The organism is Deltaproteobacteria bacterium (genome assembly GCA_019912665.1).
In the GTDB taxonomy this organism is placed as follows: Bacteria; Desulfobacterota; GWC2-55-46; order GWC2-55-46; family GWC2-55-46; genus UBA5799.
In genome coordinates, this window is the sequence record JAIOIE010000021.1 from 434,559 (window position 1) to 460,283 (window position 25,725).

Consider the following 25,725-nt stretch of genomic DNA (forward strand, 5'->3'; position numbering starts at 1 on the left):
GGACTACTTCTAATGCGAAAAATCGTCTTCATCGAGCCTAACCCGCCGGATTTCCACATTTTTACGAGAATGCCCCTTCCGAGGCTAGGCACGGTGCTCCTCGGTACCAGGCTCCGGCAAAGCGGCTATGAGGTGAAAAGCTACGTCGAATCCGTCGGAGAGCTCGATCTCAAGGACGTCCTGAGCGCCGACCTGGTCTGTATTTCCACCATCACTTCGACATCCAGCAGGTCTTACGAAATAGCCAAGCTCGTGAGGAAAGCCGGGATACCCGTTGCCATGGGCGGCCCCCATGTCACATACCTCCCGGAGGAGGCCCTCCAGTACGCTGATTACGTGCTCCGCGGCGAGGCTGACGACGTCATAGTTGACTTCATAAAGGCGCTCGAGACCGGAAAAGGGCTCGACAAGATAGCCGGGCTTTCGTATTACAAGGACGGCGCCATAAAGCACAACTCTACCGCGCCCTTCTGCAAGGACCTCGACACGCTCCCTGCCCCGGACTTCAGCCTCATAAGCGGCATGGAGACGGAGAACATAAGGAAGCTCACCATAGCGCCGATCATGACTTCGAGGGGTTGCCCTTATGATTGCAGCTTCTGCTCGGTCACCGGCATGTTCGGCCAGAAATACAGGTTCAGGAGCAAGGAACGGGTCATAGAGGAGCTCGAGAACCACAGGAAGTACGGCGGGAACTGGGTCTTCTTCTACGACGACAACTTCTGCGCCCACAAGAAGAGGACCAAGGAACTCCTCTCGACTATGATCGAAAAAAGACTCACGCCCAATTGGACGGCCCAGGTGCGTGTGGAGATAGCGAAGGACCAGGAGCTACTGGACCTCATGCGGAAATCGAAATGCCACACCGTCTACATAGGGCTCGAGTCCATAAACCCGCAGACCCTCAAGCTCTACAATAAGCAGCAGTCGGTCGAGGACATTACGAACTGCATAAGGACGCTCCACAAGAACGGCATAAGGATACACGGCATGTTCGTCTTCGGCTCGGACCAGGACACGACCGACACCATCGCCGAGACAGTGAGGTTCGCGAAGAAGAACGACCTCGAATCGGTCCAGTTCCTTATACTTACGCCGCTACCCGGCACTAAATGCTACAGGGATCTCGAGAGCGAGGGGCGCATCATCAGCAAGGACTGGAGCCTCTATGACGCGCACCACGTTGTCTTCGAGCCCAAGCTCATGAGCTACTACGAGCTTCAGACCGAGACCATGAGGGCGACGAAGGAATTCTATTCGCTCTGGCAGATAGCGAGGAGGGCCGCGCGTTTCGACCTCTTCAACGTCGGCATAAAGACCTACGGCCACAGCCTCACCAAGAAGTGGATAAAGAACAACCAGTACTTCGTCGAGTACACCAGGGCCCTCACCAGCGCGGGCAAGAAGATAGAGCTTGCGGCCAAAAAGACCGCAGAGGACGTAAAAGAGAAGTTCCGGCAGATAGAGCTTGCCGGCGGCGTCCCCGGACAGAGCGCCGGGTCCCCGTACAACCGCTGAAGGTGCCATGATAAGACCGACTCTCCTTGCCGCCGCGCTCTCGTTGACGTTCTTCGCCGCCCCCTCGTCGGCTTCGACCCCGGACGCAGGCTTGCAGGCCGTGACCGAAGGGGAATCGCAATTCGCTTCCCTTATCCAGGATACATCCCAGCCGCTCTCAAATGAGGCGCTCTCCGCGCGCGCCGGGCAGAATTTCCAGAGCATCGCCCCCTTAAGGTATGCTTACGCGCTGCCCTCTTGCGGCACCGGCTCTGAAGCAGGGATAATCCATTATGATTACACCGATTCCGCGCCCGAGGTGAAAGCGCCCTCTTGCCAGGCGGCCGGCCCGGTTGCCGCCGGCCACGCCCTGCCCCCGTTCCTCGTGGCCGAGGCCTCGATAGAGGAGGCGATGGAAGCCGGAGAAGTGCCCGGCCTTCCGGAAATCCCCATCGTGGTCAACAAGAACGTCGAATCCTTCATAAGATACTTTCAGACGAACGGGCGGAAGCACTTTGAAAAATGGCTCGACCGGAGCGCGGAGTACATGCACATGCTCCAGGGGATACTCCGCGAGAACGGCCTCCCCGAAGACCTCTCCTACATAGCATTGATAGAGAGCGGGCTAAACCCGACCGTAAGGTCCCACGCGAACGCCGTGGGCATGTGGCAGTTCATAAAGGGCACGGCCGTAAGGTACGGCCTCAGGGTGGACTGGTGGATAGACGAGAGGAGGGACCCTGAGAAGGCCACATACGCGGCGGCCAGCTATCTTAAGAACCTTTACGGTATGTTCGGCTCGTGGTACCTCGCGGCTGCAAGCTACAATGCCGGAGAGGGAAGGGTCGCCAGGGCCATAAAGAAGCAGGGCACAGAAGACTTCTGGGAGCTCGCCAGCAGGAAAAAGGCCCTTCACAGGGAGACGAGGGAATACGTGCCCAAGTACCTTGCCGCCCTTACGATAGCCAAGGACCCGGAACTCTACGGCTTCAGCCCGGTCGTCTTCACGGAAGGGCTCCGTTATGACAAGGTCCCGGTGAAACAGGCAACCGACCTCCGTGTAATCGCCTCAGCGGCCGGCACGACTGTCGAGGAGATAAGGGAGCTGAACCCCGAGCTTCTACGCTGGTTCACCCCGCCCGACTACCCCGGCTACCAGGTAAAGATACCTGCGGGCAGTGCCGAGATGTTCATGGAGAACATGAAGAAGGTCCCGCCTGCCAAGAGGGTCTCTTTCGTACGGCATAAGATAAAGCGCGGCGAAACGCTTGGCAGGATAGCAGCCAAATACAGGACCGAGATAAAGCCCATAATTCACCTTAACGAGAACCTCAACCCAAAGAGGCTCAGGCCCGGCACAGTTATAATGATACCGGTCAGGGCCGACCGCAGCGCGTCGATTGACAGCCCCTTTGCGGCAATCGAAGCGGTAACCGTTACGGAGCCGCAGGGCTGATTTTCGTTCCCGGCCTTTCGTGAGTCAACCGAAGCGCTCTCTTCTCCCTTCAGACAGGTTATATCTTCACACTTCCGCACCTCTTCCCCATTTACATGAAAGCCTTATGGTGATATGTTTTACACTATAATAAAGTTGAGGCAACCTCTAAAAATTAGAGATTTTTTCCCGCGATCAAGGAAGGCCGGGGAAAAGATCAATTTTTAGAGATTGCCTTGAAAGGGTGTATCATGATCTCCGTAAGAGAAGCCCTCGAAACCATACTCAGGGAAATAAGGCCGCTCGGAGTTGAGAGCGTCCCGGTTGAGCAGGCGCTCGGCAGGGTGCTCGGTGAGGACATCAAGGCCAGGGGCGGCAACCCTCCCTGGGACAACTCCGCCATGGACGGCTACGCGCTACGCGCTGCCGACACTGCCGGCGCTTCGCCGGAAAAGCCGGTCAGGCTTAAGGTGCTCTACGACCTGCCGGCAGGCCAGACGCCCAGGGGGCCTGTCGCGGGAGGGGCCGCTGTCCGCATCATGACCGGCGCGCCCGTGCCACAGGGGGCCGATTCGGTTGTAATGGTCGAGAGGACCCAGCCGGGCGACGGATTCGTGCTCGTAAAGGCGCAGGCGAGGCCAGGCGATAACATAAGACGCCAGGGCGAGGACTTCAAGGCTGGCGAGACAGTAATGGGGAAAGGCGCGCTCATACGCCCCTCAGAGGTGAGCATGCTCGCTACGGTCGGCGTGCCGTTCGTCTTCGTGCACAAAAGGCCCCGCGTAGCCGTCATATCTACCGGCGACGAGCTCTCGGACATATTCGAGGCCCCGGGCTTCGGAAAGATAACTAACAGCAACGGCTACGCGCTCTCCGCGCTCGTGACGGCTGTCGGCGCCGCGCCTGTACAACTTGGCATTGCGAGGGACACGAGGGAAAGCCTCCGCGAAAAGCTCGAGCTCGCGATGGCTGCCGACTGCATCGTATCCTCGGGCGGCGTTTCGGTCGGCGACTACGATTTCGTGAAGGACGTACTCAAGGAAATGGGCTCGTCAATGATCTTCTGGAAGGTGGCCATGAAGCCCGGGAAACCCCTCGCCTTCGGCGTTATCGGCGGAAAGCCCGCGTTCGGCCTTCCGGGTAATCCTGTATCCTCGATGGTGGCTTTCGAGCAGTTCGTAAGGCCGTCGTTACTCAAGATGTGCGGAAGGAAGGACCTCTTCAGGCGGGCGTTCGAGGCGCGCATAACAAAAGACCTGAAGATCAAGCCCGGCAGGATGAACTTCATAAGGGCCGAGCTATCCCTCGAGGACGGAGCCTTTATTGCCACCCCGCTTGACGGCCAGGGCTCGGGCATGATATCCACCATGGTCAGGGCCAACTCCTTCATAATAGTGCCTGAGGGCTCCGAGGGATTCAGGGCCGGAGAGACTGTAAAGGTACAGCCCTTTGACGAGGCCGTCCTCGGAAGCGCGCTCCCCGCCTGTTGATACAACAGATTACATGGAACTCAAATCACATTCAGGCTGCTTAAAAAGCTCAAGATGCAAGGAGTCGAAAAACGAGGAATGAGGCGTACTTTTATTGTACGCCGGAGTGTCCAATTTTGAAGACGACGCAGCAGATTGGGTTTTTTCATCCGCCTGCATACGGAGAATGAGATGTTCAAGACAGTGGAATGGAAGGACAATACCGTGGTGATGATTGACCAGCGGCTCCTGCCCGGAAAAGAGGTCTACAGGAGGTACCGGTCGCATAAGGACGTGGCCGGGGCCATAAAGGACATGGTAGTCCGGGGCGCCCCCGCGATAGGCGTTGCCGCAGCAATGGGTGCGGCCCTCGGTGCCCTCAGGATAAAGGCCAGGGACTCGAAGGCCTTCAGGAAGGAGTTCGACAAGGTAACCGCGCTTATAGCCTCGGCCCGGCCCACGGCCGTTAACCTCTTCTGGGCTGTCGAGCGGATGAGGGGGGTCGTCGAATCCTCCCCAGGCCTCGATATTCCCGCCCTTAAGAAGAAGCTCGTCGGCGAGGCCTTGAGGATGCACAAGGAGGATATAGAGATAAACCGCCTTATCGGCAAGCACGGGGGGAAGCTCTTAAAGAGCGGCTCGGCCGTCCTTACGCACTGCAATGCCGGGGCGCTGGCCACCGCCGGATATGGAACCGCGCTCGGCGTCATAAGGGGCGCGATCGAGCAGAAGAAAAGGATTAAGGTCTATGCGGACGAGACCAGGCCTTTTCTGCAGGGCGCAAGACTCACGGCATGGGAGCTTAAGAAGGACGGGATAGACGTGACCCTCATAACCGACAACATGGCAGGCTACATGATGAAAAAGGGGCTCATAGGCTCGGTCGTGGTCGGCGCTGACAGGATCGCGGCGAACGGGGATGTGGCAAACAAAATAGGAACCTATACGGTCGCTGTCCTCGCGAGGGAGCACGGGATCCCGTTCTATGTGGCGGCCCCGCTCTCTACAATTGACCTCAAGACACCGCACGGCGACCTCATCCCCATCGAGGAGAGGGACCCTTCGGAGGTAACGCACATACAGAAGAGGCGGATAGCCCCCAAGGGCGTAGGCGTAAGGAACCCGGCCTTCGACGTCACGCCCGCAAGGCTCGTGACCGGCATAATAACCGAGAAGGGAGTCGTGCGGGCCCCTTATAAAAAGGGCCTCAAGGCGCTCTTCAAAAAATGAAAGGCCGTTTATGTCGATAACCGGTTTTATGATAACGGTAGGCGTGGTCGTCGCCATGATACTCGTCTACAAGTACGCCGACCGGTTGGTGAAGAAGATGGACCCGGGTACGGTCAAGACCCTCAACTGGATAGGTTTCATAGTTGGCGTGGCGGGCGGCATACTATGGTATGCCACTTCAAACGGCATATTCATGTTCATAACCCTCGCCGGGGTCCTGGCCTATTTCCTTTTTTACGGATATGACAGCATGGAAGAGAAGGAAAAACACGGCAATCCGTAAGCACTCCCCTTGACGCCCTCCGATGCTGGTATATACTTTTTTATATGCGGCATAAAAACCAGCAACTTAAAAAGAGGGGGGCAGAAATGAGGAAAAGCAACTTCTTCCGACTGGCTGCAGCTTTTGGCTTGTTATTCGCCGTTGCCGCACCTTCCGCCTATGCTGCCGGCGAGAGGACCGGCGCAGGAGCGGACGTCGAGAAGTTCAAGACGCAGATACAGGAAGATACCGATCTCTCCCAGTCCGATATCGACGCGATAGAGCCTCAGCTCAACGAGTTCGCCCAGCGCGATGCGGACCCCCAGGCGGTATCCGACCTGGCCAAGACGGCCGTTGACAACGACTGCACCGGCCCCTGCCTGAGGGACGTGCTCGCCAGCATGAGCTCCGCGATGCAAAGAGGGCTCTCTGACAGCGACGCTCATGACATGGTCTCACAGACGCTCCGCGACCAGGTACAGGCCCGCGAGGGCGAGGTGACCGACCCTGCCGACCTCGGCAGTGACATACGCGCGAGCGTGGATTCGCAGCTTGCTGGCATGCCCGGCGGTGAGCCCGGCGCCGGTGCGATGGGCGGCGGCACCACTGGCGGAGGCACCATGAGCGGCGATGCCGGACAGACCGGCCAGGCTTACTGACCGGCAGGACGGATTATCTATCCGTAGTGCGGACTGCGAGACCGAAAGGGCCGGAAACGGGCTGATCGAAATATGCGGTAACCCATTGCGGAAAGGCGGCATCGGGACCTTTCCGCGCACCGCTAAGCGAGCGCCTCGGAAGGACTAATTGGAACTTGCCCCGCCTTTAAGGCGGGGCTTTTTATTTTCGCGAGAGAATTTTTGCGGTGGAAACTTCGAGTAATCACACGGAGGGAATCATCACCCCTTGCACGTCAAGGGGGTTCCCTGCTCTCAATTTTTAAACCTTTTTCGCAAAACCACCAGACCTGCCAGCCCGGAGCCCAAAAGCAGCATCGTGCCAGGTTCAGGTACGGTGCTTGACGGAGGTGTAAGGGAAAACTGGTTTACATTGAAATAACTCGCATACTGCCAGGTCGGATCGATTGTGATAACGGGGTCTGCAAATGCAGACGCATATCCATATTTTGCGTTATAGAAATCCGAATACAATCTAATGCTGGTATATGCATATAACTCAATTTCATAAATGCTATCCAACTGAGACTCTTTCAGGAACAGGCTGATTGTATCTTCCTTCTGGAGGGAGCCTGGGGTGGAATGACTTCTGCTAATCCCGTCAGTAAATGAACTGGTCGGGCATGAGCAATCCAGTCTGGCTACAGCATACCAGGTCGAGTTCGAATCGCCTGAAACACTTAAAGAATACGCCATGAGCAAGGGAACTTCAAAGCCGCTCCCGATTAGCGACTCCGGAATGTTTCCATCAGTTGCCGTGACTAAAAAACCATATATATTGCGAGCCATGCCAATCGCAGCCACACTCGATCCGGAGGCGGAATAGTATGCGTCCATGTTGATGGACACATTAGTAAGGGCAGCGGGGCTTGTTCCGCCATAAGCCTCTGACTCGATGTATGCGGATGCTGAAGAACCATTTGCCTGGACCTGCGTACCCCCGCCGTTTATACTCACGGCCTCTAACTCCGAGGTTATCCGTTCAGAACCCCCGACCAAACCCAAGCCATAATTGTACGTAACTTCAGCATAGGGTAGACAATATGCGACCGTAGGTGCTGAAATAGCTAAAAAAACAATGGCTGGGACAAAAAGAATCCAGTTCACGGGCGAAACGATCCATTGCTTTACTCTTGACCGCTCTTTCGAATCTGACATTGAGAACCTCTCCTTTAAACCAGCTGATTTTTATTCCCTTTCCGTTTGGAGGAACTTTTCTAAACCGGTTTTTGAACACATGAAAATCGAAAATTTTCTCATTTGGGATTTATTTTTCCCACAACTAAATATTAAAAATTGATGCAATAATAATGCCAAGTCACTAGAAACATTGTTTTTTCATGCTTGGTTTTCAAATTCAAAGTTGTCCTGTAAAATAAGTCGACATTTTTTTTGAAATAAATATGTAGAAGATGTAAAAGAATCTGACACGGAAGGGCCGGGAAAAACTACAAAGACGGCCCTCTCATAAAAACAGCTCCTCAAGGTCTTCCAGGGCCAGGCGCATGTTCGGGACGAGCGGGCCCTCTTTTGACAGCCTCTTCAGGTCTTCAAGGGAATACCACCCGAATGAGGGTATTTTTTCCGGCTCCATTACCCTGGGCTCCCCTGAAGCGATATCGCATAGGTACATCCTTACCATGAAATCACCCTCGGGCGAATGGGTCCTGTATTCGCCGAAAAGTCCTTTTACCCGCACCTCCACCCCGAGCTCTTCTCGTATTTCCCTTGCGACAGATTCCTCCCACCCCTCGCCAGACAGTTTTTTACCGCCCGGAGGCTCGACCCTCAGCCCGTGCTTCATGTTATGGACGAGGAGCACCTTCTTATCCTTTATTATTATTCCGGCAGACATCTCGCGCATGGAGACATTATGCTTTCCGCCGGACAGGAAAACAACCCCTATTGCATCCATTCCCCTATCACCCTGTTTTCCGTTGCGTTTACAACGCGGGCCTGCTATTATTGCCTAATAAATAGGCAGAGTGAGCGTGACCACCCCCCCATCCCAGCTTTCCTTTGAGGACATACTCGAAAGCCTTGCCGAGGGCGTAATAGCCGTCGGCCCGGATATGCGGATTTCCGTCTTCAACCAATCGGCTGAAAAAATGACGGAGCTTTCGAGGTCCTTTGTGCTCGGCAAATCGCTAGAGGCCTGTTTCAAGCGGAACCCGCGCATAGCCGAGATGCTGAGGGAAACAATGGACAAAGGCCGCATCTTCGCCGAGTACGAGGAGAAGCTCTGGAGAAGGATTACAGGCGATGCCCTGCCCGTGAGCGTGACGACAAGCCTTGTCTTCGACCCCGAAGGCAGCGTGAGGGGGGCTGTTGCGTTATTAAAAGACCTCTCAGGCATAAAGCCCCTCGAAGCGAGCGCGCTCCGGAAGGAGCGGCTCGCTTACATAGGCGCGTTCGCCGCGAACCTTGCGCACGAGATACGGAACCCTCTTAGCGGAATAAGGGGCGCGGCCCAGCTCCTATCTAGGAAGGCCTCTGACAAGGGCCTCAACGAATACATGGAAGTGATCATAAAAGAGGCCGACCGCCTGAACAGCATACTTAACGAGATGCTCGACTTCGCCAGGCCCGCCAGGCTCGTAAAAAAGCCGGTCAACATACACCAGGTGCTCGATTCGGTGGTCCTCCTCCTCGGGGATGGGGCAGGGCGCTGCGCTTTCGTAAAAAGCTACGACCCGAGCATCCCGGAGGTGGCGGGTGATGAAAACCAGCTCAAGCAGGTATTCCTGAACCTCGTAAAGAACGCAATCGAGGCCATGCCCGAGAGCGGGATCGTGAGCGTTTCTACAAGGGTCATAACCGAATTTCACATGGGCGAGGGCGGCACGGGCCGCATGGTCTCCATAGAGGTCCGGGACACCGGGTGCGGGATAAAACCCGAGGACCTTGAAAACGTCTTCACGCCTTTTTTCACCACCAAGCCCAGGGGGAGCGGTCTTGGCATGGCTATCACCCTCAAAATAGTAAAGGAGCACGGCGGTCTCTTGAAAATAGATTCAGAACCGGGAGAAGGCACCTCGGTCCTTGTCTATCTCCCGGTGGAGGACAGGGGGATGTCATGAGCGCGGAAAGGGTGCTCGTCGCGGACGACGACGAGAGCGTACTATGGGTGCTTGACAGGTTCCTCCGGGAAAAGGGGCTCGATGTGGTCAGGGCATCTGATGGCGACGAGGCCTGGAGGATTCTTTCAGGCCAGGCCGTCTCGCTCGCCCTCCTGGATATAAACATGCCCGGAAAAGACGGCCTCAAGCTCCTTACAGAGGCGCGGGAAGCCGGCCTCAACGCGTCCTTCATCATAATGACAGCCGAGACGAGCATGAAAAACACCCTCGAGGCCATGAAGCTCGGCGCCTTCGATTACATAACCAAGCCCTTTGACCTCGGCGAGGTGGAGCTCACGATCGAGCGCGCAATCGAGAATTCGCGGCTCAGGGAAAAGGTCTCAACCCTCAAGGAAAGACTACTACAGAAACTCTCGGACGAGACGGTCTTTATCGGGAAGAGCAGGTCCGTTGAAGAGGTCTTCAAGAAGGCCGGGAAGGTCGCGGCAAGGGACGTTACGGTCCTCGTACTCGGCGAGAGCGGCACAGGCAAGGAGCTCCTCGCCAGGCTCATCCACATGAATAGCCCCAGGGCCGAAGGCCCCTTCGTCGCCGTCAATACCGCGGCCGTGCCCAGGGACCTGATGGAGAGCGAGCTCTTCGGCTTCGAAAAGGGTGCCTTTACCGGCGCAATCGAATCGAAAAAAGGGAAATTCGAGCTTGCCGACGGAGGCACCCTTTTCCTGGACGAGGTCGGTGACATGAGCCCGGACCTCCAGGCGCGGCTTTTGCGAGTGATACAGGAGAGGGAGTTCTACCGCGTAGGCGGAAGGGAGCCCGTCCGGGTGGATGTGCGGATAATCGCGGCCACGAACCAGGATCTTGAAAAGGCCGTTGCCGGGGGAAGCTTCAGGGAGGACCTCCTATTCAGGCTTAACGGCATAACATTAACGCTACCGCCGCTACGTGACCGTAAAGGAGATGTCGCCGTGCTGTCGCAGTATTTCCTCGAAAAATTCAGCAGGGAGTTCAACTGCGGACCGAGGTCGTTCGACAAATCCGCCCTCGAGGCGCTGGAATCCTATCAGTGGCCTGGTAACGTCCGCGAGCTTGAGAATACCGTAAGGCGGGCCGTTCTCATGTCGCGGAACGTGAATATCGCGGCCGAGGACCTTGCCTTACCTGAGAAGCGGGCAAGGCGGGAGGAATCCATAGAAGACCTCATAGCCGCGCGTTTGAGGCCGATCATCGAAAAGGCAAACAACCACTCAAGGCAGGAGCTCTATTCCTTCATCATGCCGTACATGGAAAGGCCCCTCATAAGGCTCGTTCTCGAAAAGACCAGGGGCAACCAGGTGCAGGCCGCGGAGATGCTGGGCATAAACAGGAATACCCTGAGAAAAAAAATACGGGAGCTCGACATAAACATGGGAAAGCTCAAGGGATGAAGAACTCTCATCCGACGTTCATCTCGGGCCTGTACGCCATCGTCGATTCGGCCTACGCGAGCCTTGAAAGGGCGGGCGAATGCGCGGATGAGCTCGCCTCCGGCGGCGCGAGGATTGTCCAGCTCCGGGCAAAGGGGGAAGGCAGCGCCGCCATGCTCAGGGCGGCGCTCGACATGAGAAAGGCCCTTGCGGGAAGGGCCATCTTCATCGTAAACGACAGGATCGACATAGCCCTCATAACCGGCGCCGAGGGGGTGCACCTTGGGCAGGACGACATACCTCTAAAGGACGCAAGGAGGCTCCTCCCCTCTTCAGTAATAGGCGTATCCACCCACGATATCCAGGAGGCGAAAAGGGCGGAGGCCGGAGGAGCGGACTATATCTCCTTCGGCCCCATATTCCCCACCAGGACGAAAAAGGACGCGGACACGCCAAAGGGCTTATCGAGGCTTGAGGAGATCTCCGCGAGCGTACGCATCCCGGTGGTCGCAATCGGCGGCATAACCGAAGAGACAATCCTATCTGTCCTGGAATCCGGCGCGTCTTCAGCCGCGCTTATATCTGATATCCTCCTTGCGCCGAGCATAAAGGCGAAAGCGGCCTCGATATCGGCGCTCATAAAAAAAAGACCGCAACCACGGCTGAGCTTCAAGCCCCCTTCATAAGCACGGGTTCCGTATCGGCGGCCCAGTGCTCCTTTTCCGCCCTTGCCGCGGCTTCAAGCTTTTCTGCCAAGGCCTTTCTTTTTTTCTCGTCACAGAGGGCCTCTTCCCTTATCCTCCCGATGCCCTTTCGGACGACCCACCTGAACGTCCTCTCTCCGTAGTCCGCGTCCTCCCTGTAGAGCTGGAGAAAGGCGGCGGCCGCCTCGATAATCTCGTCTTGTGTCTTGAAATGGCCAAGCTTCTCTCCTCCCTTAAGCTCTATGCCGCCGCACCCGCCCGCGTAGATCTCCCATCCGCCTAAGACACCCACGACCCCCAGGTCTTTAATGCCGCTCTCCGCGCAGTTCCTCGGGCACCCGCTTACCGCGAGCTTGACCTTGGCCGGCATGGGTATGCCGCCGAACCTCTTCTCCATCTCGATGCCGAGCGAGACCGAGTCCTGCGTCCCGTACCTGCAGAACCTGTCGCCCACGCAGGTCTTTGCGGTCCTTACTGCCTTGGCATACGCGTGGCCAGAGGGCATATCGAGCTCCTTCCAGACCTCTTGGAGCCCCTCTCTCGGGACGCCTATGAGCGCTATCCTCTGGCCTCCCGTGAGCTTAAGGAGCGGAACGTTATGCCTCTCGGCCACCTCCGCTATCTTTTTGAGCTCCCTGGCGGTCGTAACCCCGCCGTGCATCCTCGGCACCACGGAAAAAGTGCCGTCCTTCTGCACGTTGGCGCGAGCCCGCTCGTTTATGAGCCTTGATGTAAGGTCGTCTCTGGCGCTTTCCGGCCAGGCCATCATGACATAGTAATTGATAGCCGGCCTGCATGTATCGCACCCGACCCCCTCCCACCCGAGCGCGGCCATGACCTCCGCAACAGACTTAAGCCCCTTCTCCCTTATATTCCGGAGCACGTCCTCCCTCGCGTAATTGGTGCAGCCGCAGAGGGCCCGCCTGAAAGAGGGCTGGAAGCCCGCGCCGAGCGTCTCCTCTATCACCCTCTCCACAAGCGGCGCGCAGCCGCCGCAGGAGGAGGACGCCCCGGTCTCCCGCTTTACGTCCTCCCTCGTGAAAAGCCCCTTTGACCTTACGGCCTCCGCTATGGCCCCCTTTGTGACGCCCTTGCACCCGCACACGACCGCATCGTCGGGGATGCGGGCCGCCTCCTCCGCCTTCCGCTCTCCGAAAAGGAGGTCCTGCCTCCTGTGGCTTACGTCCGTGCCGGACAAAAGGAGCTCGAAGAGGGAGGGGCCCAGCGAACTCTCCCCGAAGAGCACTACCCCTGCAATCCTCCCGTCCTCGAGCGCCACCTTCTTGTATACCCTGGACCTCCTGTCGAAATACTCTATGGAGTCCTCAACCGAGGATACGCGGCCCGCGGAGTAAAGGTCAATGCCCTTCACCTTGAGCCTCGCGGAGACAGGGGAATTCCTGAAAGACCTCCTGCCGTCGCCCACGAGCTGGTTTGCGGCCACCCGGGCCTGCTCGAAGACGGGTGCTACGAGGCCGAAGGTCTCGCCCCTGTGCTGCACGCATTCGCCTATGGCGTAGACGCTCGGGTCGAATGTCTGCATGGTGTCGGTCACCACCACCCCTTTTTCCGAGTAGATGCCCGCTTCCAGCGCAAGCTCGATATTGGGGCGGACGCCTATAGAGACCACGGCCAGGCCCGCCTCAATCGCCGAGCCGTCCCTGAACCTCACGCGCTCAAGCTTTCCATGCCCCTCGAAGGCGATGGCCTCTTTTTTAAGGAGCACCCCTATGCCCATCTCCTCGAGCGCGTCCATTAGGAGCCCTGCGGAGCACCCATCTAGCTGCCTTTCCATGAGCCTGTCCATTATGTGCACAACGAGAACCTCCATTCCGAGGGAGCGGAGCGCGCCGGCGGCCTCCAGCCCCAGGAGGCCGCCCCCGATCACGACCGCGCGCCTGCCCTCCCGGGCATGGGCCAGTATCCTTTCGCAGTCGTCAAGGTCCCTGAAGCTCACGACCCCTGGAAGATCCCTCCCCTCGATACCAGGCACAACCGGGAGCGAGCCTGTTGCGAGTACGAGCTTATCATATCCCGCCTCAAGCCCCCGCTCGGTTACGACCTTCCGGCTCCCCCTTTTGATGGAGACGATCTTTTCGGACTGGCGGACCTCGGCCCCGTTTTCCGCATACCACTCCGGGTCATGCATGGCGAGGCTCCCCGGTTCCTTTTCGCCCGTAAGGACCTGTGAAAGAAGGACCCTGTTGTAACCCGGGCGGCCTTCCTTTCCGAATACGGTTATGCTGTACTTTTCCGGGCCGGCCTTCAACACCTCTTCGATAAAGGCGTTCGCGGCCATGCCATTCCCGACGACCACAAGACGCTCTCTCTTGTTTCCGGCCATATATGAGCCTCCCTTGAAAGGCAAAGGCGCCCTGAGAGGCGCCGTTGCCTTGAGTTTTTTCGTTGCAGGACCGTTTAAAGGTAATCTCTAAAAATTTGAGATTTTTCCCGCAATCAAGGAAGGGCGGGAATAAAAAGCGGAGCATATATGTGAATATGTGAGCATTTTTATTCACGTAACCTACGCAGGGTCCGGGGAAAAGATCAATTTTTAGAGCTTGCCTAAAGCGAATATCCGCTCTCGCTGTGCTGGGTAATGTCGAGCCCCTGCACCTCGTCCTCGTCCGCGACCCTCAGGCCGATCGTCCAGTCGATCGCCTTGAGGATTATGAAGGTGAGGACAAATGCGTAAATCGCGCTCGCGCCTACGGCTATGAGCTGCTTCCAGAGGAGCCCGGCCCCTCCGAAAAAGAGGCCGTCTGCCCCGCCCGCGTTTATCGCGGTCGAGGCGAAAAGGCCGGTCCCGACCGCACCCCAGACGCCGCCGACCCCGTGGATGCCGAAGGCGTCGAGCGAGTCGTCATATCCGAGGAGCGGCTTAAGCCACGCAACCGCAATATAGCAGACCACGCCTGCGATTAATCCCAGGAGTATGGCCGATACAGGGCCCACAAAGCCGGCTGCCGGCGTGATCGCCACGAGCCCGGCGACTATGCCGGAGGCGAGGCCCAGGAGCGTGGGTTTTTCCCTGTGGAGCCACTCGACCGCAATCCAGGAGAGGGCCGCCGCTGCCGCCGCCGTGTTCGTGACCATGAAGGCTGTCGCGGCAAGCCCGTTCGCGCCGAGCGCGCTACCGGCGTTGAAGCCGAACCAGCCGAACCACAGGAGCCCAGCGCCGATGAGCGTCAACGGGAGATTATGCGGGAGCATGAGATCGTTCCCGTAGCCCCTTCTCCTTCCTGTAACTATCGCCGCGGCAAGCGCCGCCACCCCTGAGCTTATGTGCACGACCGTGCCCCCGGCAAAGTCCAGCGCCCCCATCTTCCCTATCCAGCCGCCGCCCCATACCCAGTGGGCGAGCGGGTCATAGACGAACGTCGTCCAGAGGATTCCGAAGGCTATGAAGGCCGAAAATTTCATCCTCTCCGCGACCGCGCCGGTTATTATAGCGACGGTTATGACCGCGAACATCATCTGGAAGACCATGAACGCCTGATGGGGTATGGTAGCCGCGTAGCCGCCCGGCTCCGGGCCCACGCCGTTGAGGCCCACGAACTCGAGCCCGCCTATGAGCCCTCCGCGGTCCGGGCCGAAGGCGAGGCTGTAGCCCCAGAGCACCCACTGGATGCTCACTATCGAGAGCGCGGCAAAGCTCTGCATGATGGTAGAGAGGACGTTTTTCCTCCTCACGAGTCCCGAGTAGAAAAGCGCAAGCCCCGGCGCGGTCATGAGGAGCACGAAGGCGGTGGACACGAGCACCCATGCCGTGTCTCCCGTATCAATTGCGGGCGCCTCCTCAGCGGCGGCGCCGAGCGGCAACAAAAAAAGAACTATAAGCGCGTATATGACGGTTTTCATTCTTTTCCTCCTCAAAGTTCATTTAGTGCACCATTTCTTTACTCATCAAAGGGCATCGCTCCCGCGCTCGCCCGTCCTTATCCTCACCCCGTCCTCTATCGGGCTTATGAAGATCTTGCCGTCGCCTATCTTCCCGGTCTTTGCAGCAGCCATGATGGCCTCCACCACCTTTGGCGTAAGCTCGTCGGTGGTAACCACCTCCACCTTTACCTTGGGGAGGAAATCGAGGGTGTACTCGGCGCCCCGGTAGAACTCGGAATGGCCCTTCTGCCTCCCGAAGCCCTTGACCTCCGAGACGGTCATGCCCTCGATATTTATATCCCCGAGAGCCTTTTTCACGTCGTCCAGCTTGAAAGGCTTTATTATGGCCTCCACCTTTTTCATCTTTCGCCTCCTTGAAAAAAATTAGGGCGCCCCTGGATGCGGACCTAAAGCCTGCTCCCAAAGGCGCCCTTGCCTTTTGTCCCGGCACAGCCCTGTGCCGGATCTTTTTTTTTCTTCAGGGTGCATCTAAAACTGGATGCACCCCTTCGACTTAAAGACAACCTCTAAGAACTAGAGATTTTTCCCGCTTTCCCTTAACTACTCAGAGTCCGTGGAAAAGATCAATTTTTAGAGCTTGCCTAACGGCTTGCTTAAAAACTCCGTTTTTATTCAGGCTGCTCAAGCTCCAGATGCGAGGCGTCGAGAAGCGAGAAATGAGGCGTACTTTTCGTGTACGCCGGAGTGTCCAGCGACGATGACAACGAAGCAGATGGACTTTTCAGCAGCCTGCTAAAGCGAGTACCCCCTTTCCTCGTGCTGCGTAAGGTCCAGCCCCTGTATCTCCTCTTCCTTTGTTACCCTTATCCCGACCGTATGGTCTACTATCTGCAGTATCAAAAGTGTGCCAACGACCGAGAGCGCGATTGTCACGCCCGCCCCTATTGCCTGGGCCATAAGCTGCGCCGGGTTGCCGTAGAGGAGGCCCGTTGCGCCTATCGAGGCGAAGAGCCCGGTCGCCAGTGTCCCCCATGTGCCTGCCACCCCGTGTATGCCGAAGACGTCAAGGGTGTCGTCATACCCGAACCGGGGCTTGAGCATTATGACCGCCCAATAGCAGAGTACGCCCCCGACAAGGCCTATCAAGAGGGCCGCCATCGGGGTAACGAAACCTGCTGCCGGGGTTATGGAGCCGAGGCCAGCGACAGTGCCAGAGACCGCGCCTAGCATGGTCGGCTTTCCCCTGTGCGCCCATTCGATGAAGGCCCAGACGAGGGTCCCGGCAGCCGCCGCGATATTGGTGGCCACAAAGGCCGTTACCGCGCTCCCGTCGCTTGCGAGAGCGCTCCCCGCGTTAAAGCCGAACCAGCCGAACCAGAGTATGCCCATGCCTATGGCCGTGAGCGTCAAGTTGTGCGGCGGCATCAGCTCCCTCGGCCAGCCCCGCCTTTTGCCGATATACAGGGCAGCGACTAGCGCCGAGACCCCGGAGCTTATGTGGACCACTATGCCTCCCGCGAAGTCCAGAACGCCGAGGGACTGGAGCCACCCTCCTCCCCAGACCCAGTGTGCGAGCGGGTCATAGACCAGGAACGCCCAGAGGAGGCTAAAGAGGACGACCGCGGAAAATTTTATCCTCTCGGCAAAGGCCCCGGTTATGAGCGCGACCGTTATCGCCGCGAACATGCCCTGGAAGGCCATGAAGAGGAGGTGCGGTATGGTCCCTTTCGGCTCATTCCCCACACCCGAGAGGCCGATATAGTCGAGCCCGCCTATGGGCCAGCCGCTTCCCGGCCCGAATGAGAGGCTGTACCCGATTACGACCCACTGGACCGTTATAAGGCAGAGTATGAAGAAGCTCTGCATGATGGTCGACAGTACGTTCTTTTGCCTTGTCATGCCAGCGTAGAAGACCGCGAGCCCCGGGACCATGAACATCACGAGGGCCGTTGATACGAGTACCCACGCGGTATCGGCCTTGTCTATCGCTGCTTCCGCGGCAGCCGCTTCTCCCGCTATCGCAAGGAACACGAGGAGCGCGGTCCCCATGCACATCAATGTCTTCAAATGGCTCTTCATCTTCACTCCTCCTGATCCTCTTTGATCTTCGAAGCCCCCTTGCGGGCGCGGGCGTCTTTGCCGGCCTCCTTCTGGCTTAGAAATGGAATATCGCGTTTACGCCCACCGTGTCCTGGCGCTTGGAACTCCCGCTGTCAAAGACCGCCTTATCGGATGAGTCGTGGCGATACTCGGCCCTGACGACAAGGTTTTCGTTCACGATGTACTCGGGGGTGACTGTAAACTCCCAGAGGTCCTGGGCAGTGCCTGTTCTCGCCCCGTCGTCGTCGGAAAAGAGCTCGGCGCGGGCGTTGAGGAAGAACTTCTCGCCGAGCGGATAACGGACGTACCCGGCGATCCCGCTCCAGGTGCTGTCTCCAATGCCGGGCACGTCCTCCTCTTTACCATAGACGAGGTCGGCCATGACTAGCGCCTTGCCGAGCGCCGTCGAGAGGTTGAGGTTAAAAAGGTGCCTCCAGTTCCCGGTATCGTCATCCTGCTCGGGCCCGGCCATGTATTTGACGTTGACCGCGCTCTCGTTCGAGAGGGAGAGCGCCGCGTGGAGGTGGAGCGACTTCGCGGTATTATTGTCCTTCACGTTGTCCCAGCCGTTTACGACCGCGCCGGAGAGGATTATCCTGTCGTCTACCGCGTATGTTGCCCTGAGCCCCGTGTGCGTGAAGGGAATGGTGAAAAAGAAAAGGAATGAACGCGAGTAATTCCAGTTCCAGCCCTCGTAGCCCTCGATGACCTCGAGGCCGTGGTCCGTCACGAACTTGCCGAAGTCGAGCTTGAGGCCCTTCCCCACCGGGGCCATGTAAGAGACATAGGCCTGGCGGATGTCGAAATCGTCTGAGCTGTTCGCGCCGGTTGAATGTATGGCCGCCGGAACGGTGTAGCCGAAGTTGAGGTCAAGCCTGAACCCGGCGCTCCCCGTCTCTTCCGCGTCCCTGTGGAATACGAGCTGGGCCAATTCGAGTGAGAAGCTGTCGTGGGTGTCGTTGAAGGGCCGGAGGTCTATGGCCCTGTCCGCGGGGGTATTGAAGTTGTAGTTATAACCGGCGGAAAGGAAACCATTCAGCTCCGTACCCGTCAGGATGTCCGCGGCCGTGAGCTTCTCATCGGCCCACGCAGGCAGGGGAACCAGTAGTATTGCTCCGAGAAGAAATTTCATTAACACCTTTCCCATCTCTTAAGGACCTCCATTTAAATTTTTTTGCGCCAAATAAAAAACGGCGCCTTTCCGTAAGAAGGCGCCGTTGCCTTTTTTCCCTGATGGCCACTCCCTTGTAGCCGTTTTATTTTTTATATAGGTATGGCTATGCCTTTAACATTTTTCCGCCAAGCGGAGGAATCTCGAAAAGAGATTGTTGCCGAGCATGTTGACCTCTCCTATCATGGAGGGCGTCTCTTTCAGAACGGCCCCGGCGTCCACCCTTGCCTCGGCCACCTCGTCGCGATTAATTCCCAGCCACTCCCTTACCATCTCATCCGTGACCTCGAAGTGGAACTGCACTCCGTACGCGTTAGGCCCGACCTTTATCACCTGGTTGGGGAAGAGCCCGGAGGAGGCGAGCCTTACGGCGCCATGCGGCACGTCGAAGGTATCGCCGTGCCACTGGAATACGGTGAACTCGTCGGGGAAACCCATGAAGAGCCGGTCAAAAATCGCCTCATCTTCGAGGGCGACCCTGTGCCAGCCTATCTCCTTGGCGCTTCCCTTATAGACCCTGGCCCCGGAGGCCCGCGCAAGGAGCTGCGCGCCCAGGCAGACCCCCAGGACAGGGACCCTCTTCTTAAGGGCTGATTCGATGAGCCTCAGCTCTTTTTTCATGAAAGGGTACTTCTCTTCCTCGTATACGCCCATGGGCCCGCCCATGACGATAAGTGCATCAAAGCCGTCTATCCGGGGCGGAAGGACCGCGCCCCTGTGCATATCGAGGCGCTCGACAATAAAATTCCTCTCAAGAGGCCTCCTGAAAGTGCCGAGCCCCTCGTGTGCTACATGCGTTATGACAAGCGCCCTCTTCATCCCTGGATTTTCCCGCCCTTCTCAAGCGCCATGATGAGCACCTCGGCTATCTCCGCCATGCTCTTTCTCTTGTCCATGCTTATCTTCCTTAGCCGGGCGAATGCCTCTCTTTCGCTAAGGCCCTCTTTTTCCATGAGGAGCCCCGTTGCCTTCGCGATTATCTTCCTGGCCTCAAGCGCTTTTTTGAGGTTATCGTTCTCTTCCTTGAGCGCCTTCAGTTCGTTGAAGTTCGTGATGGCTACCTCTACTATCGGCGCTATCTCCTCGGCCCTCACCGGCTTCATTAGATATCCCATGACTCCGGCTTCCGCTGCCCTCCTCGCGGTATCGGAGTCCTCGTCAGCAGTCAGGAGCACTATGGGAGTCGGGTAGAATCGGCTTATCTCTTCCGCGGCCTTGATGCCGTCCTTTACAGGCATGCGGAGGTCCATCATCAGGAGGTCTGGCCGCCTCTCCCTGCATATTTCCACCGCTTCAACCCCGTTTGCCCCCTCGCCATCGAACGCGAATCCGGCCGCTTCGATGAAGCCCTTAAGGACAAGCCTTTCGGAGGCGTTATCATCCACGACGGCTATCCTTTTCATGACCAGAGTTTAAAGCAATTTGGGTGCCATGAAGGTTTCGGAGGCGGGCGGGCGCTTATTCGCGGGTCTTCATAAAGGCGGGGTTCGGATGTGCGCGTTTTTGAGGCTTGATGTGATTAAGATTTGTGCAGCCTGGCCTTTGCGGTATTGTAGGCCTCCAGGTATTTGGCTGCCGCATCGTCCCAGGAGAAGTTCTCGGCCATGCCGTTCCTCTGGAGCGCTGTCCATTCCTTTTTACGGGAATATACATCGACCGCCTCGGCCACCTTCTGAATGAGGGCGGAAGCCGAATACTCCTTGAACTTGAAACCGTTCCCGCCCTCCTCCGAGTAGTCGCGGACGGTGTCGTCAAGGCCGCCGGTTGCGCGGACTATGGGGACCGTACCGTATTTCAGGCTGTAGATCTGGTTAAGGCCGCACGGCTCGTATCTCGAAGGCATGAGGAACGCGTCAGCGCCTGACTCGACGAGGTGAGAAAGTCCGCTATCGAAGGCTATCTTCACGGAGAGCCTTTCCGGGTAGCGGGCGGACAGCTCCTTAAGGTTCTCCTGATGCCTCCTGTCGCCTGAGCCCAGGATGACCAGCGCTATATCCATATTCATGAGCTCGGGCATTGCCTCTGAGAGTATGTCGAGGCCCTTCTGGTCCGCGAGCCTCGTTATCATGCCTATGAGGAGCGTTTTCGCCTTTATCCCCTTGAGGCCAAAGGCCTTGAGGAGCTTTTTCCTGCAGGCCGACTTGCCCTTCAAGTCAGCCGTGGAATAGTTCTGCGGGATTGCGGGGTCGGTCTCCGGATCCCATTCAGAATAATCGACTCCGTTAAGTATGCCGAAGACAGAGTCCTTGCGCTTACGGAGCACGCCGTCGAGGCCGTAGCCGTACTCTGGCTTCTGTATCTCGCGGCTGTACGCCTTGCTCACTGTCGTTATGACCTCCGAGAAGACGAGGCCGGCCTTGAGGAGGTTTATGCTCCCCCAGAACTCGACCCCCTCAGGGTTAAAAAGCTGGAACGAGAGGCCAGTGGCGTCGTAGAGGTTTGCCGGGAACTGCCCCTGGTAGGCGATGTTATGGACCGTAAAGACCGTGGCTGTTTTCTGGAATATCGGCTCGCCCCGGTACATGTCTTTAAGATAGGCCGGGATCAGGCCGGTCTGCCAGTCGTTCGAGTGGATTATGTCCGGGGAAAGATTCCGCGCCTTTATCACCTCGAGGACCGCCCTTGAGAAGAAGGCGTACCTTTCGAGGTTGTCGAAGTAGTCGCCCTCGGGCGTCCCGTAGAGATAGGTCCTGTCAAAGAACTCGTCCCTTTTTATGAAATAGACCGGCACCCCCTGATGATGGCCGAGGAGGGCCTCCGCCCGGACGACCCTTCTTCCCATTGGGACCGCCACCTCGATGCCGGTGGGCTCGAGCTCAAAGCCCTTTTCCGCTATCTGCCTGTAAAATGGCATAAAAAGGACGACCCTCAAGCCCAGGCGCGAGAGCGCCGCGGGCAACGACCCTGCGACGTCCGCAAGCCCGCCTGTCTTGGCAAAAGGGACGGCCTCAGGGGCCGCGATAACCACATTTAGCGCCATGATTGATTGAACTTAGCAGAAAAACGGCTGGTTTTCAAGGGAGTAGCCCTCTTTCTTACGCTACAGGCATGCAAAAACGTCTTTCTTCCCATTGCCCTCCCCCCGCCTTTGTGTTAATTTGAAATCATATAATAGCCAAGCTCAATCCTGAGATGTTTCGCTTCGCTCGGAATGACTAAAGGCAATATCTAAAAATTTGAGATTTTTCCCGCTTTTCCCGGAAGGCCGGGAATAAAAACGGCGCATATATGAATAATATGTGAGCATTTTTATTCACGTAACCTACGCAGAGTCCGGGGAAAAGATCAATTTTTAACGGCCCCTTATGCCCTTTTTAAAATCCCTCAATCCCACCCAGCTCGAAGCCGTGACCTTCGGTGACGGGCCGCTCCTCATACTCGCCGGGGCAGGGAGCGGAAAAACCCGCGTCCTTACCTCGAGGATAGCCTATCTTATCGCCAAGATGAATGTCACCCCGGAGAACATTCTGGCCGTGACCTTCACGAACAAGGCCGCCGGAGAGATGCGCGAGCGCCTTGAGAGGACAATAGGCGGAAGCGCCCGCTCGGTATGGCTCGGAACCTTCCATTCATTGGGGCTCCGGCTCCTCAGGCGCGAGAGCAGGGCCGCCGGGCTCGCCTCCGAGCTCACGGTCTATAACGATGACGACCAGCTGGCCCTTATAAAAGAGGTCCTCAAGGAACTCAACCTGAACGAGAAGGTCATGCCCCCGAAATCCGTCCTTGCCCGCATAAACCAGGCAAAAAACGAGAACATCGGGCCAGCTGAGTACGCCTCGCACGTGAACGACTTCTTCTCCGAGAGAATCGCCAAGGTCTACGCCCGTTATCAGAAGAAGCTACGCGGGATGGGCTGCCTGGATTTCGGCGACCTCATCTGCGAGCCCATTAACCTCTTCCGCCAAAACGAACCGGTGCTGGACTCCTATAGAAACCGCTTCCGCTACATACTCGTTGACGAGTACCAGGACACGAACAGGGCCCAGTACACGCTCACAGGCCTCCTGGCCTCGGGCTCGCGTAACCTCCTTGCCGTAGGCGACCCGGACCAGTCCATATACGGCTGGCGCGGGGCGGACATATCGAACATACTGGATTTTGAGAAGGACTACCCGGATTCCACCGTCCTCCGGCTCGAGCAGAACTACCGCTCTACCGCGAACATCCTCTCTGCCGCCAACTCGGTAATAGAGCGGAACCAGCGGAGGATGGAAAAGACCCTCTGGACAGAAAACCGCGAAGGCCACCCGCTCGTACACGAGGAGGCGAAAGACGAGTACGACGAGGCCCGGCGGGTGCTCTCGCGCTTGAAATCCAGGATGAACGAGGACCGGGGCATTTCCTACAGGGACGCGGCTGTATTCTACAGGACGAACGCCCAATCCAGGGTATTTGAGGAGCTTCTTATAAGGGAGGGCATCCCCTACACCATAGTAGGCGGGACGAGGTTCTACGACAGGATGGAGATACGGGACGCGCTCGCGTACATACGGGTGATAGCCAACCCCGGCGACTCCATAAGCCTTCAGAGGATAATAAACAGGCCGGCCCGGGGCGTCGGCAAGGCCACCCTCGACAGGATTATTTCCATAGCTGACGAGCTCGGGGTGCCGCTCCTCGAAGCCGCAAGGACGGCCCTGGAAAGGGGCCTCCTCGGCAAGACCAGGCTGCGCCAGTTCCTCGATGCCTGCAACGCCTTCATTTCAGGGCTTGGGAAGCTCCCGCTAAACGAGCTGGCGCTACGGCTACTCGAGGACTCGGGCTATATGGCAATGTGGCAGGACGAGGGAACGGACGAGGCCTCCGAGAGGCTTGAGAACATCTTCGAGCTCATATCCGCGATTAAGGACTTCGAGGCAGCAAACCCCGGCGCGACGCTGCCGGACTTCCTCGACCAGGTCGCGCTCATAAGCGATATCGACGCCTACGAGGAGAAGTCCGACAAATTGACCCTCATGACCCTCCACTCGGCAAAGGGGCTTGAGTTCAGGCTCGTCTTCCTCGCCGGAATGGAGGAGGGCATATTCCCGCACTCCCGGAGCATAGACGACCCCGAGGGGCTGGAGGAGGAGAGAAGGCTCTGCTATGTCGGCATGACCAGGGCCAAGGAGGAGCTCTATCTCTTTTCCTCTGCTTCAAGGTCCATTTACGGAGAAACGAGATACCAGACCCGTTCGAGGTTCCTCGATGAGATATCCCCTGGCCGCATCAGGTTCCTTAGCGGAGAGGCACGGGAGCGAAAACCGGTCTACACGGCCCCGAATGAGATATACTATTCTCCCGAGGACTTCCCGTCCGGTGGGGACGCCGGGGGAGAGGCCCTACCCTGGAGGGTGGGCATGAAGGTCTCGCACCCGAGCTTCGGGGTGGGCATCATAAGGGAGCGGAGCGGGTCCGGACAGGACATTAAGGTGACGGTAAATTTCAGTTCCTCGGGCGTTAAAAAGCTCGCGGTAAAGTACGCCGGACTTACCCCGCTTTCCTGACGCCCGGTAGTGGGTCAGTTTGAAATCCCTTTCTACTTTCCATGCTTGAGCGGTTATGCTACACTTAAAGCATGGAGAAGAAAAAGAAGATAACCGACATAAATAAGCTGGCGGCGTTCATAGTCTCTGAGGCTACTAGGGATGAACAGGAAGGGCCAAAACAGGAGAAGCCCGAAAAGAACCCTGCCGCCGTAGCCCTCGGAAGGCTCGGAGGGCTGAAAGGCGGCAAGGCAAGGGCTGAGAAGCTATCTGCCAAGAAGCGCAAAGAGATAGCCCAAAGAGCGGCTAAAGCTCGATGGAAGAAAGGTCGCTAAAGTCAAACAAACGCATTTGGATTATATCTTTTTTAGGCAATATCTCGTCCATCATGTTTAAGAAATGCCTCCACTTATCCCCCTTCTTTTTCAAACACGCTCGTTGTATGGCCAAGATCGTGAACATCTGTTGGGCGAACAATTTAGCACCATCATCATTGAGCCATTGTTGATTTTTATGCTTTCTAATACCCTTTTCATTTTTTGGATTTCTACGGTCAAATTCCTCCTTAAGCCCCGGAAGAAGTCTTTCATAGACCAAGTCATTTGTATATGTACCCACAACACTAAATCTGTTTACACCCATCCCAGGCCAATCCCAGTCTCTAAGCTTGTAAATATTTTCATAAAATTCATCTGGAAACCTTTTAGACCATGCCGCCAAATCTCTCCTCAAAATTTGATTAAAGTATGTTCGTAACCCATCAGCAGGCCTTAATTGCTGGTATCCTGTAGCTTCATCAATAAGGGCGACAATCCCTGTCTTTGCCAAGCCACGCATTATTAATTCACATTGAGCTGCAATTATGCTCTGCCTTGCAGTCATCGTAAGTCCTTGCGTCCTAGCTTCTAAAATGCCTTCACAAATATCGACCAACATTTCGGCATTATAACCAGCAATAAGACGCCCCTGATATCTGCGCTTCTTGGGTTCAAAGTGGTCCTGTGTTTTTTCTTTATATATCAACGGCTTGAGCTTTTTATTGTTCAATAAGCGGGTCAATCTTGACCCTGGCTTTTGGCCGCTTTCAGGTAGATTTTCATCAACCAATTTAAGAACATCTTGCATTCCTCTTCCTGCAATCAACCGCTCACCTTCATCAGTTACATAGCAATCAACCTTAACTCCTCCAAGTATCAAATCAGCGCCAAGCAAAACGGTCGGCAATGATTTATCCCATTTAGACCTTGCGCCCATTTTTGCAATTTCTCTGCGTTCTTCTGGAGAAAGCGCAGCTGCTCTCGCCTCACCGCCTTTTGACTGTCCCGTCTTGTTATCGTCCATTGCTTGCTCCTTTTTAGAAGATGCTTGCAATTATATTATAGCAAG

General features: G+C 56.8%; 22 protein-coding genes. 11 read left to right on the forward strand and 11 right to left on the reverse strand.

Features of this window, described 5'->3' with window-relative positions; translation table 11 throughout:
• The first annotated feature begins 12 nt into the window (after window positions 1-12).
• The 6 genes from K8I01_11420 (at window position 13) to K8I01_11445 (ending at window position 6,552) form a co-directional block, all read left to right on the forward strand.
• A complete protein-coding gene (locus K8I01_11420) occupies window positions 13-1,518 on the forward strand; it encodes a radical SAM protein (GenBank protein ID MBZ0221026.1) in 1,506 nt (501 codons plus the stop codon).
• A gap of 7 nt (window positions 1,519-1,525) precedes the next feature.
• Window positions 1,526-2,953 carry a transglycosylase SLT domain-containing protein gene (locus K8I01_11425; GenBank protein MBZ0221027.1) on the forward strand — a complete coding sequence of 476 codons (1,428 nt, stop codon included), beginning with the start codon at window positions 1,526-1,528 and terminating at the stop codon, window positions 2,951-2,953.
• A gap of 230 nt (window positions 2,954-3,183) precedes the next feature.
• Complete coding sequence (locus tag K8I01_11430) at window positions 3,184-4,422, forward strand: molybdopterin molybdotransferase MoeA (GenBank protein MBZ0221028.1); 1,239 nt, start codon at window positions 3,184-3,186, stop codon at window positions 4,420-4,422.
• 171 nt (window positions 4,423-4,593) lie between these two features.
• Window positions 4,594-5,631 (forward strand): S-methyl-5-thioribose-1-phosphate isomerase, encoded by a 1,038-nt coding sequence (mtnA, locus tag K8I01_11435; GenBank protein MBZ0221029.1) that lies wholly within the window; start codon window positions 4,594-4,596, stop codon window positions 5,629-5,631.
• A gap of 10 nt (window positions 5,632-5,641) precedes the next feature.
• Entirely contained in the window at window positions 5,642-5,914 is a 273-nt protein-coding gene (locus K8I01_11440) for a hypothetical protein (protein MBZ0221030.1), read from the forward strand.
• A gap of 86 nt (window positions 5,915-6,000) precedes the next feature.
• Complete coding sequence (locus tag K8I01_11445; GenBank protein MBZ0221031.1) at window positions 6,001-6,552, forward strand: hypothetical protein; 552 nt, start codon at window positions 6,001-6,003, stop codon at window positions 6,550-6,552.
• Window positions 6,553-6,825: 273 nt separating this feature from the next.
• On the opposite strand, the gene K8I01_11450 is transcribed toward K8I01_11445, so the two are convergent.
• Window positions 6,826-7,728 (reverse strand): PEP-CTERM sorting domain-containing protein, encoded by a 903-nt coding sequence (locus K8I01_11450; GenBank protein ID MBZ0221032.1) that lies wholly within the window; start codon window positions 7,726-7,728, stop codon window positions 6,826-6,828.
• Window positions 7,729-8,035: 307 nt separating this feature from the next.
• Window positions 8,036-8,485 carry an NUDIX hydrolase gene (locus K8I01_11455; GenBank protein MBZ0221033.1) on the reverse strand — a complete coding sequence of 150 codons (450 nt, stop codon included), beginning with the start codon at window positions 8,483-8,485 and terminating at the stop codon, window positions 8,036-8,038.
• Window positions 8,486-8,555: 70 nt separating this feature from the next.
• Here K8I01_11455 and K8I01_11460 point away from each other — a divergent pair, with 70 nt between their 5' ends.
• From K8I01_11460 to thiE, 3 genes are read left to right on the forward strand one after another with little or no spacing between them, the layout of a single operon-like run.
• A complete protein-coding gene (locus K8I01_11460; GenBank protein MBZ0221034.1) occupies window positions 8,556-9,650 on the forward strand; it encodes a PAS domain-containing protein in 1,095 nt (364 codons plus the stop codon).
• Window positions 9,647-11,077, forward strand: a complete 1,431-nt coding sequence (locus tag K8I01_11465) for a sigma-54 dependent transcriptional regulator (GenBank protein ID MBZ0221035.1) — start codon at window positions 9,647-9,649, stop codon at window positions 11,075-11,077. Before K8I01_11460 ends, K8I01_11465 begins: the two co-directional genes overlap by 4 nt.
• On the forward strand, window positions 11,074-11,742 hold the full coding sequence (gene thiE / locus K8I01_11470; GenBank protein MBZ0221036.1) for a thiamine phosphate synthase: 669 nt from the start codon (window positions 11,074-11,076) through the stop codon (window positions 11,740-11,742). The genes K8I01_11465 and thiE overlap by 4 nt, the downstream gene beginning before the upstream one ends.
• Here thiE and nirB read toward each other — a convergent pair.
• The 8 genes from nirB to glgA form a co-directional block, all read right to left on the reverse strand.
• Window positions 11,726-14,104 (reverse strand): nitrite reductase large subunit NirB, encoded by a 2,379-nt coding sequence (gene nirB, locus K8I01_11475; protein MBZ0221037.1) that lies wholly within the window; start codon window positions 14,102-14,104, stop codon window positions 11,726-11,728. The genes thiE and nirB overlap by 17 nt on opposite strands.
• A 221-nt stretch (window positions 14,105-14,325) precedes the next feature.
• Window positions 14,326-15,621: an ammonium transporter gene (locus K8I01_11480; protein ID MBZ0221038.1), complete on the reverse strand. Its 1,296-nt coding sequence runs from the start codon at window positions 15,619-15,621 to the stop codon at window positions 14,326-14,328.
• A gap of 45 nt (window positions 15,622-15,666) precedes the next feature.
• Window positions 15,667-16,005: a P-II family nitrogen regulator gene (locus K8I01_11485; GenBank protein MBZ0221039.1), complete on the reverse strand. Its 339-nt coding sequence runs from the start codon at window positions 16,003-16,005 to the stop codon at window positions 15,667-15,669.
• Between the two features lie 390 nt (window positions 16,006-16,395).
• Window positions 16,396-17,682, reverse strand: a complete 1,287-nt coding sequence (locus tag K8I01_11490) for an ammonium transporter (protein MBZ0221040.1) — start codon at window positions 17,680-17,682, stop codon at window positions 16,396-16,398.
• A gap of 76 nt (window positions 17,683-17,758) precedes the next feature.
• The gene (locus K8I01_11495) at window positions 17,759-18,835 is read right to left on the reverse strand and encodes a porin (GenBank protein ID MBZ0221041.1); all 1,077 of its coding nucleotides are present in this window, start codon (window positions 18,833-18,835) and stop codon (window positions 17,759-17,761) included.
• Between the two features lie 153 nt (window positions 18,836-18,988).
• Entirely contained in the window at window positions 18,989-19,693 is a 705-nt protein-coding gene (locus K8I01_11500; GenBank protein MBZ0221042.1) for a gamma-glutamyl-gamma-aminobutyrate hydrolase family protein, read from the reverse strand.
• Entirely contained in the window at window positions 19,690-20,277 is a 588-nt protein-coding gene (locus K8I01_11505; protein ID MBZ0221043.1) for a response regulator, read from the reverse strand. Before K8I01_11505 ends, K8I01_11500 begins: the two co-directional genes overlap by 4 nt.
• Window positions 20,278-20,393: 116 nt before the next feature.
• The gene (gene glgA / locus K8I01_11510) at window positions 20,394-21,854 is read right to left on the reverse strand and encodes a glycogen synthase GlgA (GenBank protein ID MBZ0221044.1); all 1,461 of its coding nucleotides are present in this window, start codon (window positions 21,852-21,854) and stop codon (window positions 20,394-20,396) included.
• A 325-nt stretch (window positions 21,855-22,179) separates the two neighbouring features.
• On the opposite strand from glgA, the gene K8I01_11515 reads away from it, so the two are divergent.
• Together K8I01_11515 and K8I01_11520 are read left to right on the forward strand one after the other, a co-directional pair.
• Window positions 22,180-24,360, forward strand: coding sequence for a UvrD-helicase domain-containing protein (locus tag K8I01_11515; protein ID MBZ0221045.1), 2,181 nt, complete (start codon window positions 22,180-22,182; stop codon window positions 24,358-24,360).
• A gap of 71 nt (window positions 24,361-24,431) precedes the next feature.
• Window positions 24,432-24,674: a hypothetical protein gene (locus K8I01_11520; GenBank protein ID MBZ0221046.1), complete on the forward strand. Its 243-nt coding sequence runs from the start codon at window positions 24,432-24,434 to the stop codon at window positions 24,672-24,674.
• Here the strand turns inward: K8I01_11520 and K8I01_11525 are convergent.
• Window positions 24,646-25,680 (reverse strand): P63C domain-containing protein, encoded by a 1,035-nt coding sequence (locus K8I01_11525; protein ID MBZ0221047.1) that lies wholly within the window; start codon window positions 25,678-25,680, stop codon window positions 24,646-24,648. The two genes, K8I01_11520 and K8I01_11525, sit on opposite strands and share 29 nt — an antisense overlap.
• Window positions 25,681-25,725 lie beyond the last annotated feature (45 nt).

Coding starts and splice junctions, on each gene's coding strand:
- K8I01_11420 (MBZ0221026.1), top strand. CDS start 13: ATGCGAAAAATCGTCTTCATCGAGCCTAACCCGCCGGATTTCCACATT.
- K8I01_11425 (MBZ0221027.1), top strand. CDS start 1,526: ATGATAAGACCGACTCTCCTTGCCGCCGCGCTCTCGTTGACGTTCTTC.
- K8I01_11430 (MBZ0221028.1), top strand. CDS start 3,184: ATGATCTCCGTAAGAGAAGCCCTCGAAACCATACTCAGGGAAATAAGG.
- mtnA (MBZ0221029.1), top strand. CDS start 4,594: ATGTTCAAGACAGTGGAATGGAAGGACAATACCGTGGTGATGATTGAC.
- K8I01_11440 (MBZ0221030.1), top strand. CDS start 5,642: ATGTCGATAACCGGTTTTATGATAACGGTAGGCGTGGTCGTCGCCATG.
- K8I01_11445 (MBZ0221031.1), top strand. CDS start 6,001: ATGAGGAAAAGCAACTTCTTCCGACTGGCTGCAGCTTTTGGCTTGTTA.
- K8I01_11450 (MBZ0221032.1), bottom strand. CDS start 7,728: ATGTCAGATTCGAAAGAGCGGTCAAGAGTAAAGCAATGGATCGTTTCG.
- K8I01_11455 (MBZ0221033.1), bottom strand. CDS start 8,485: ATGGATGCAATAGGGGTTGTTTTCCTGTCCGGCGGAAAGCATAATGTC.
- K8I01_11465 (MBZ0221035.1), top strand. CDS start 9,647: ATGAGCGCGGAAAGGGTGCTCGTCGCGGACGACGACGAGAGCGTACTA.
- thiE (MBZ0221036.1), top strand. CDS start 11,074: ATGAAGAACTCTCATCCGACGTTCATCTCGGGCCTGTACGCCATCGTC.
- nirB (MBZ0221037.1), bottom strand. CDS start 14,104: ATGGCCGGAAACAAGAGAGAGCGTCTTGTGGTCGTCGGGAATGGCATG.
- K8I01_11480 (MBZ0221038.1), bottom strand. CDS start 15,621: ATGAAAACCGTCATATACGCGCTTATAGTTCTTTTTTTGTTGCCGCTC.
- K8I01_11485 (MBZ0221039.1), bottom strand. CDS start 16,005: ATGAAAAAGGTGGAGGCCATAATAAAGCCTTTCAAGCTGGACGACGTG.
- K8I01_11490 (MBZ0221040.1), bottom strand. CDS start 17,682: ATGAAGAGCCATTTGAAGACATTGATGTGCATGGGGACCGCGCTCCTC.
- K8I01_11495 (MBZ0221041.1), bottom strand. CDS start 18,835: ATGAAATTTCTTCTCGGAGCAATACTACTGGTTCCCCTGCCTGCGTGG.
- K8I01_11500 (MBZ0221042.1), bottom strand. CDS start 19,693: ATGAAGAGGGCGCTTGTCATAACGCATGTAGCACACGAGGGGCTCGGC.
- K8I01_11505 (MBZ0221043.1), bottom strand. CDS start 20,277: ATGAAAAGGATAGCCGTCGTGGATGATAACGCCTCCGAAAGGCTTGTC.
- glgA (MBZ0221044.1), bottom strand. CDS start 21,854: ATGGCGCTAAATGTGGTTATCGCGGCCCCTGAGGCCGTCCCTTTTGCC.
- K8I01_11515 (MBZ0221045.1), top strand. CDS start 22,180: ATGCCCTTTTTAAAATCCCTCAATCCCACCCAGCTCGAAGCCGTGACC.
- K8I01_11520 (MBZ0221046.1), top strand. CDS start 24,432: ATGGAGAAGAAAAAGAAGATAACCGACATAAATAAGCTGGCGGCGTTC.
- K8I01_11525 (MBZ0221047.1), bottom strand. CDS start 25,680: ATGGACGATAACAAGACGGGACAGTCAAAAGGCGGTGAGGCGAGAGCA.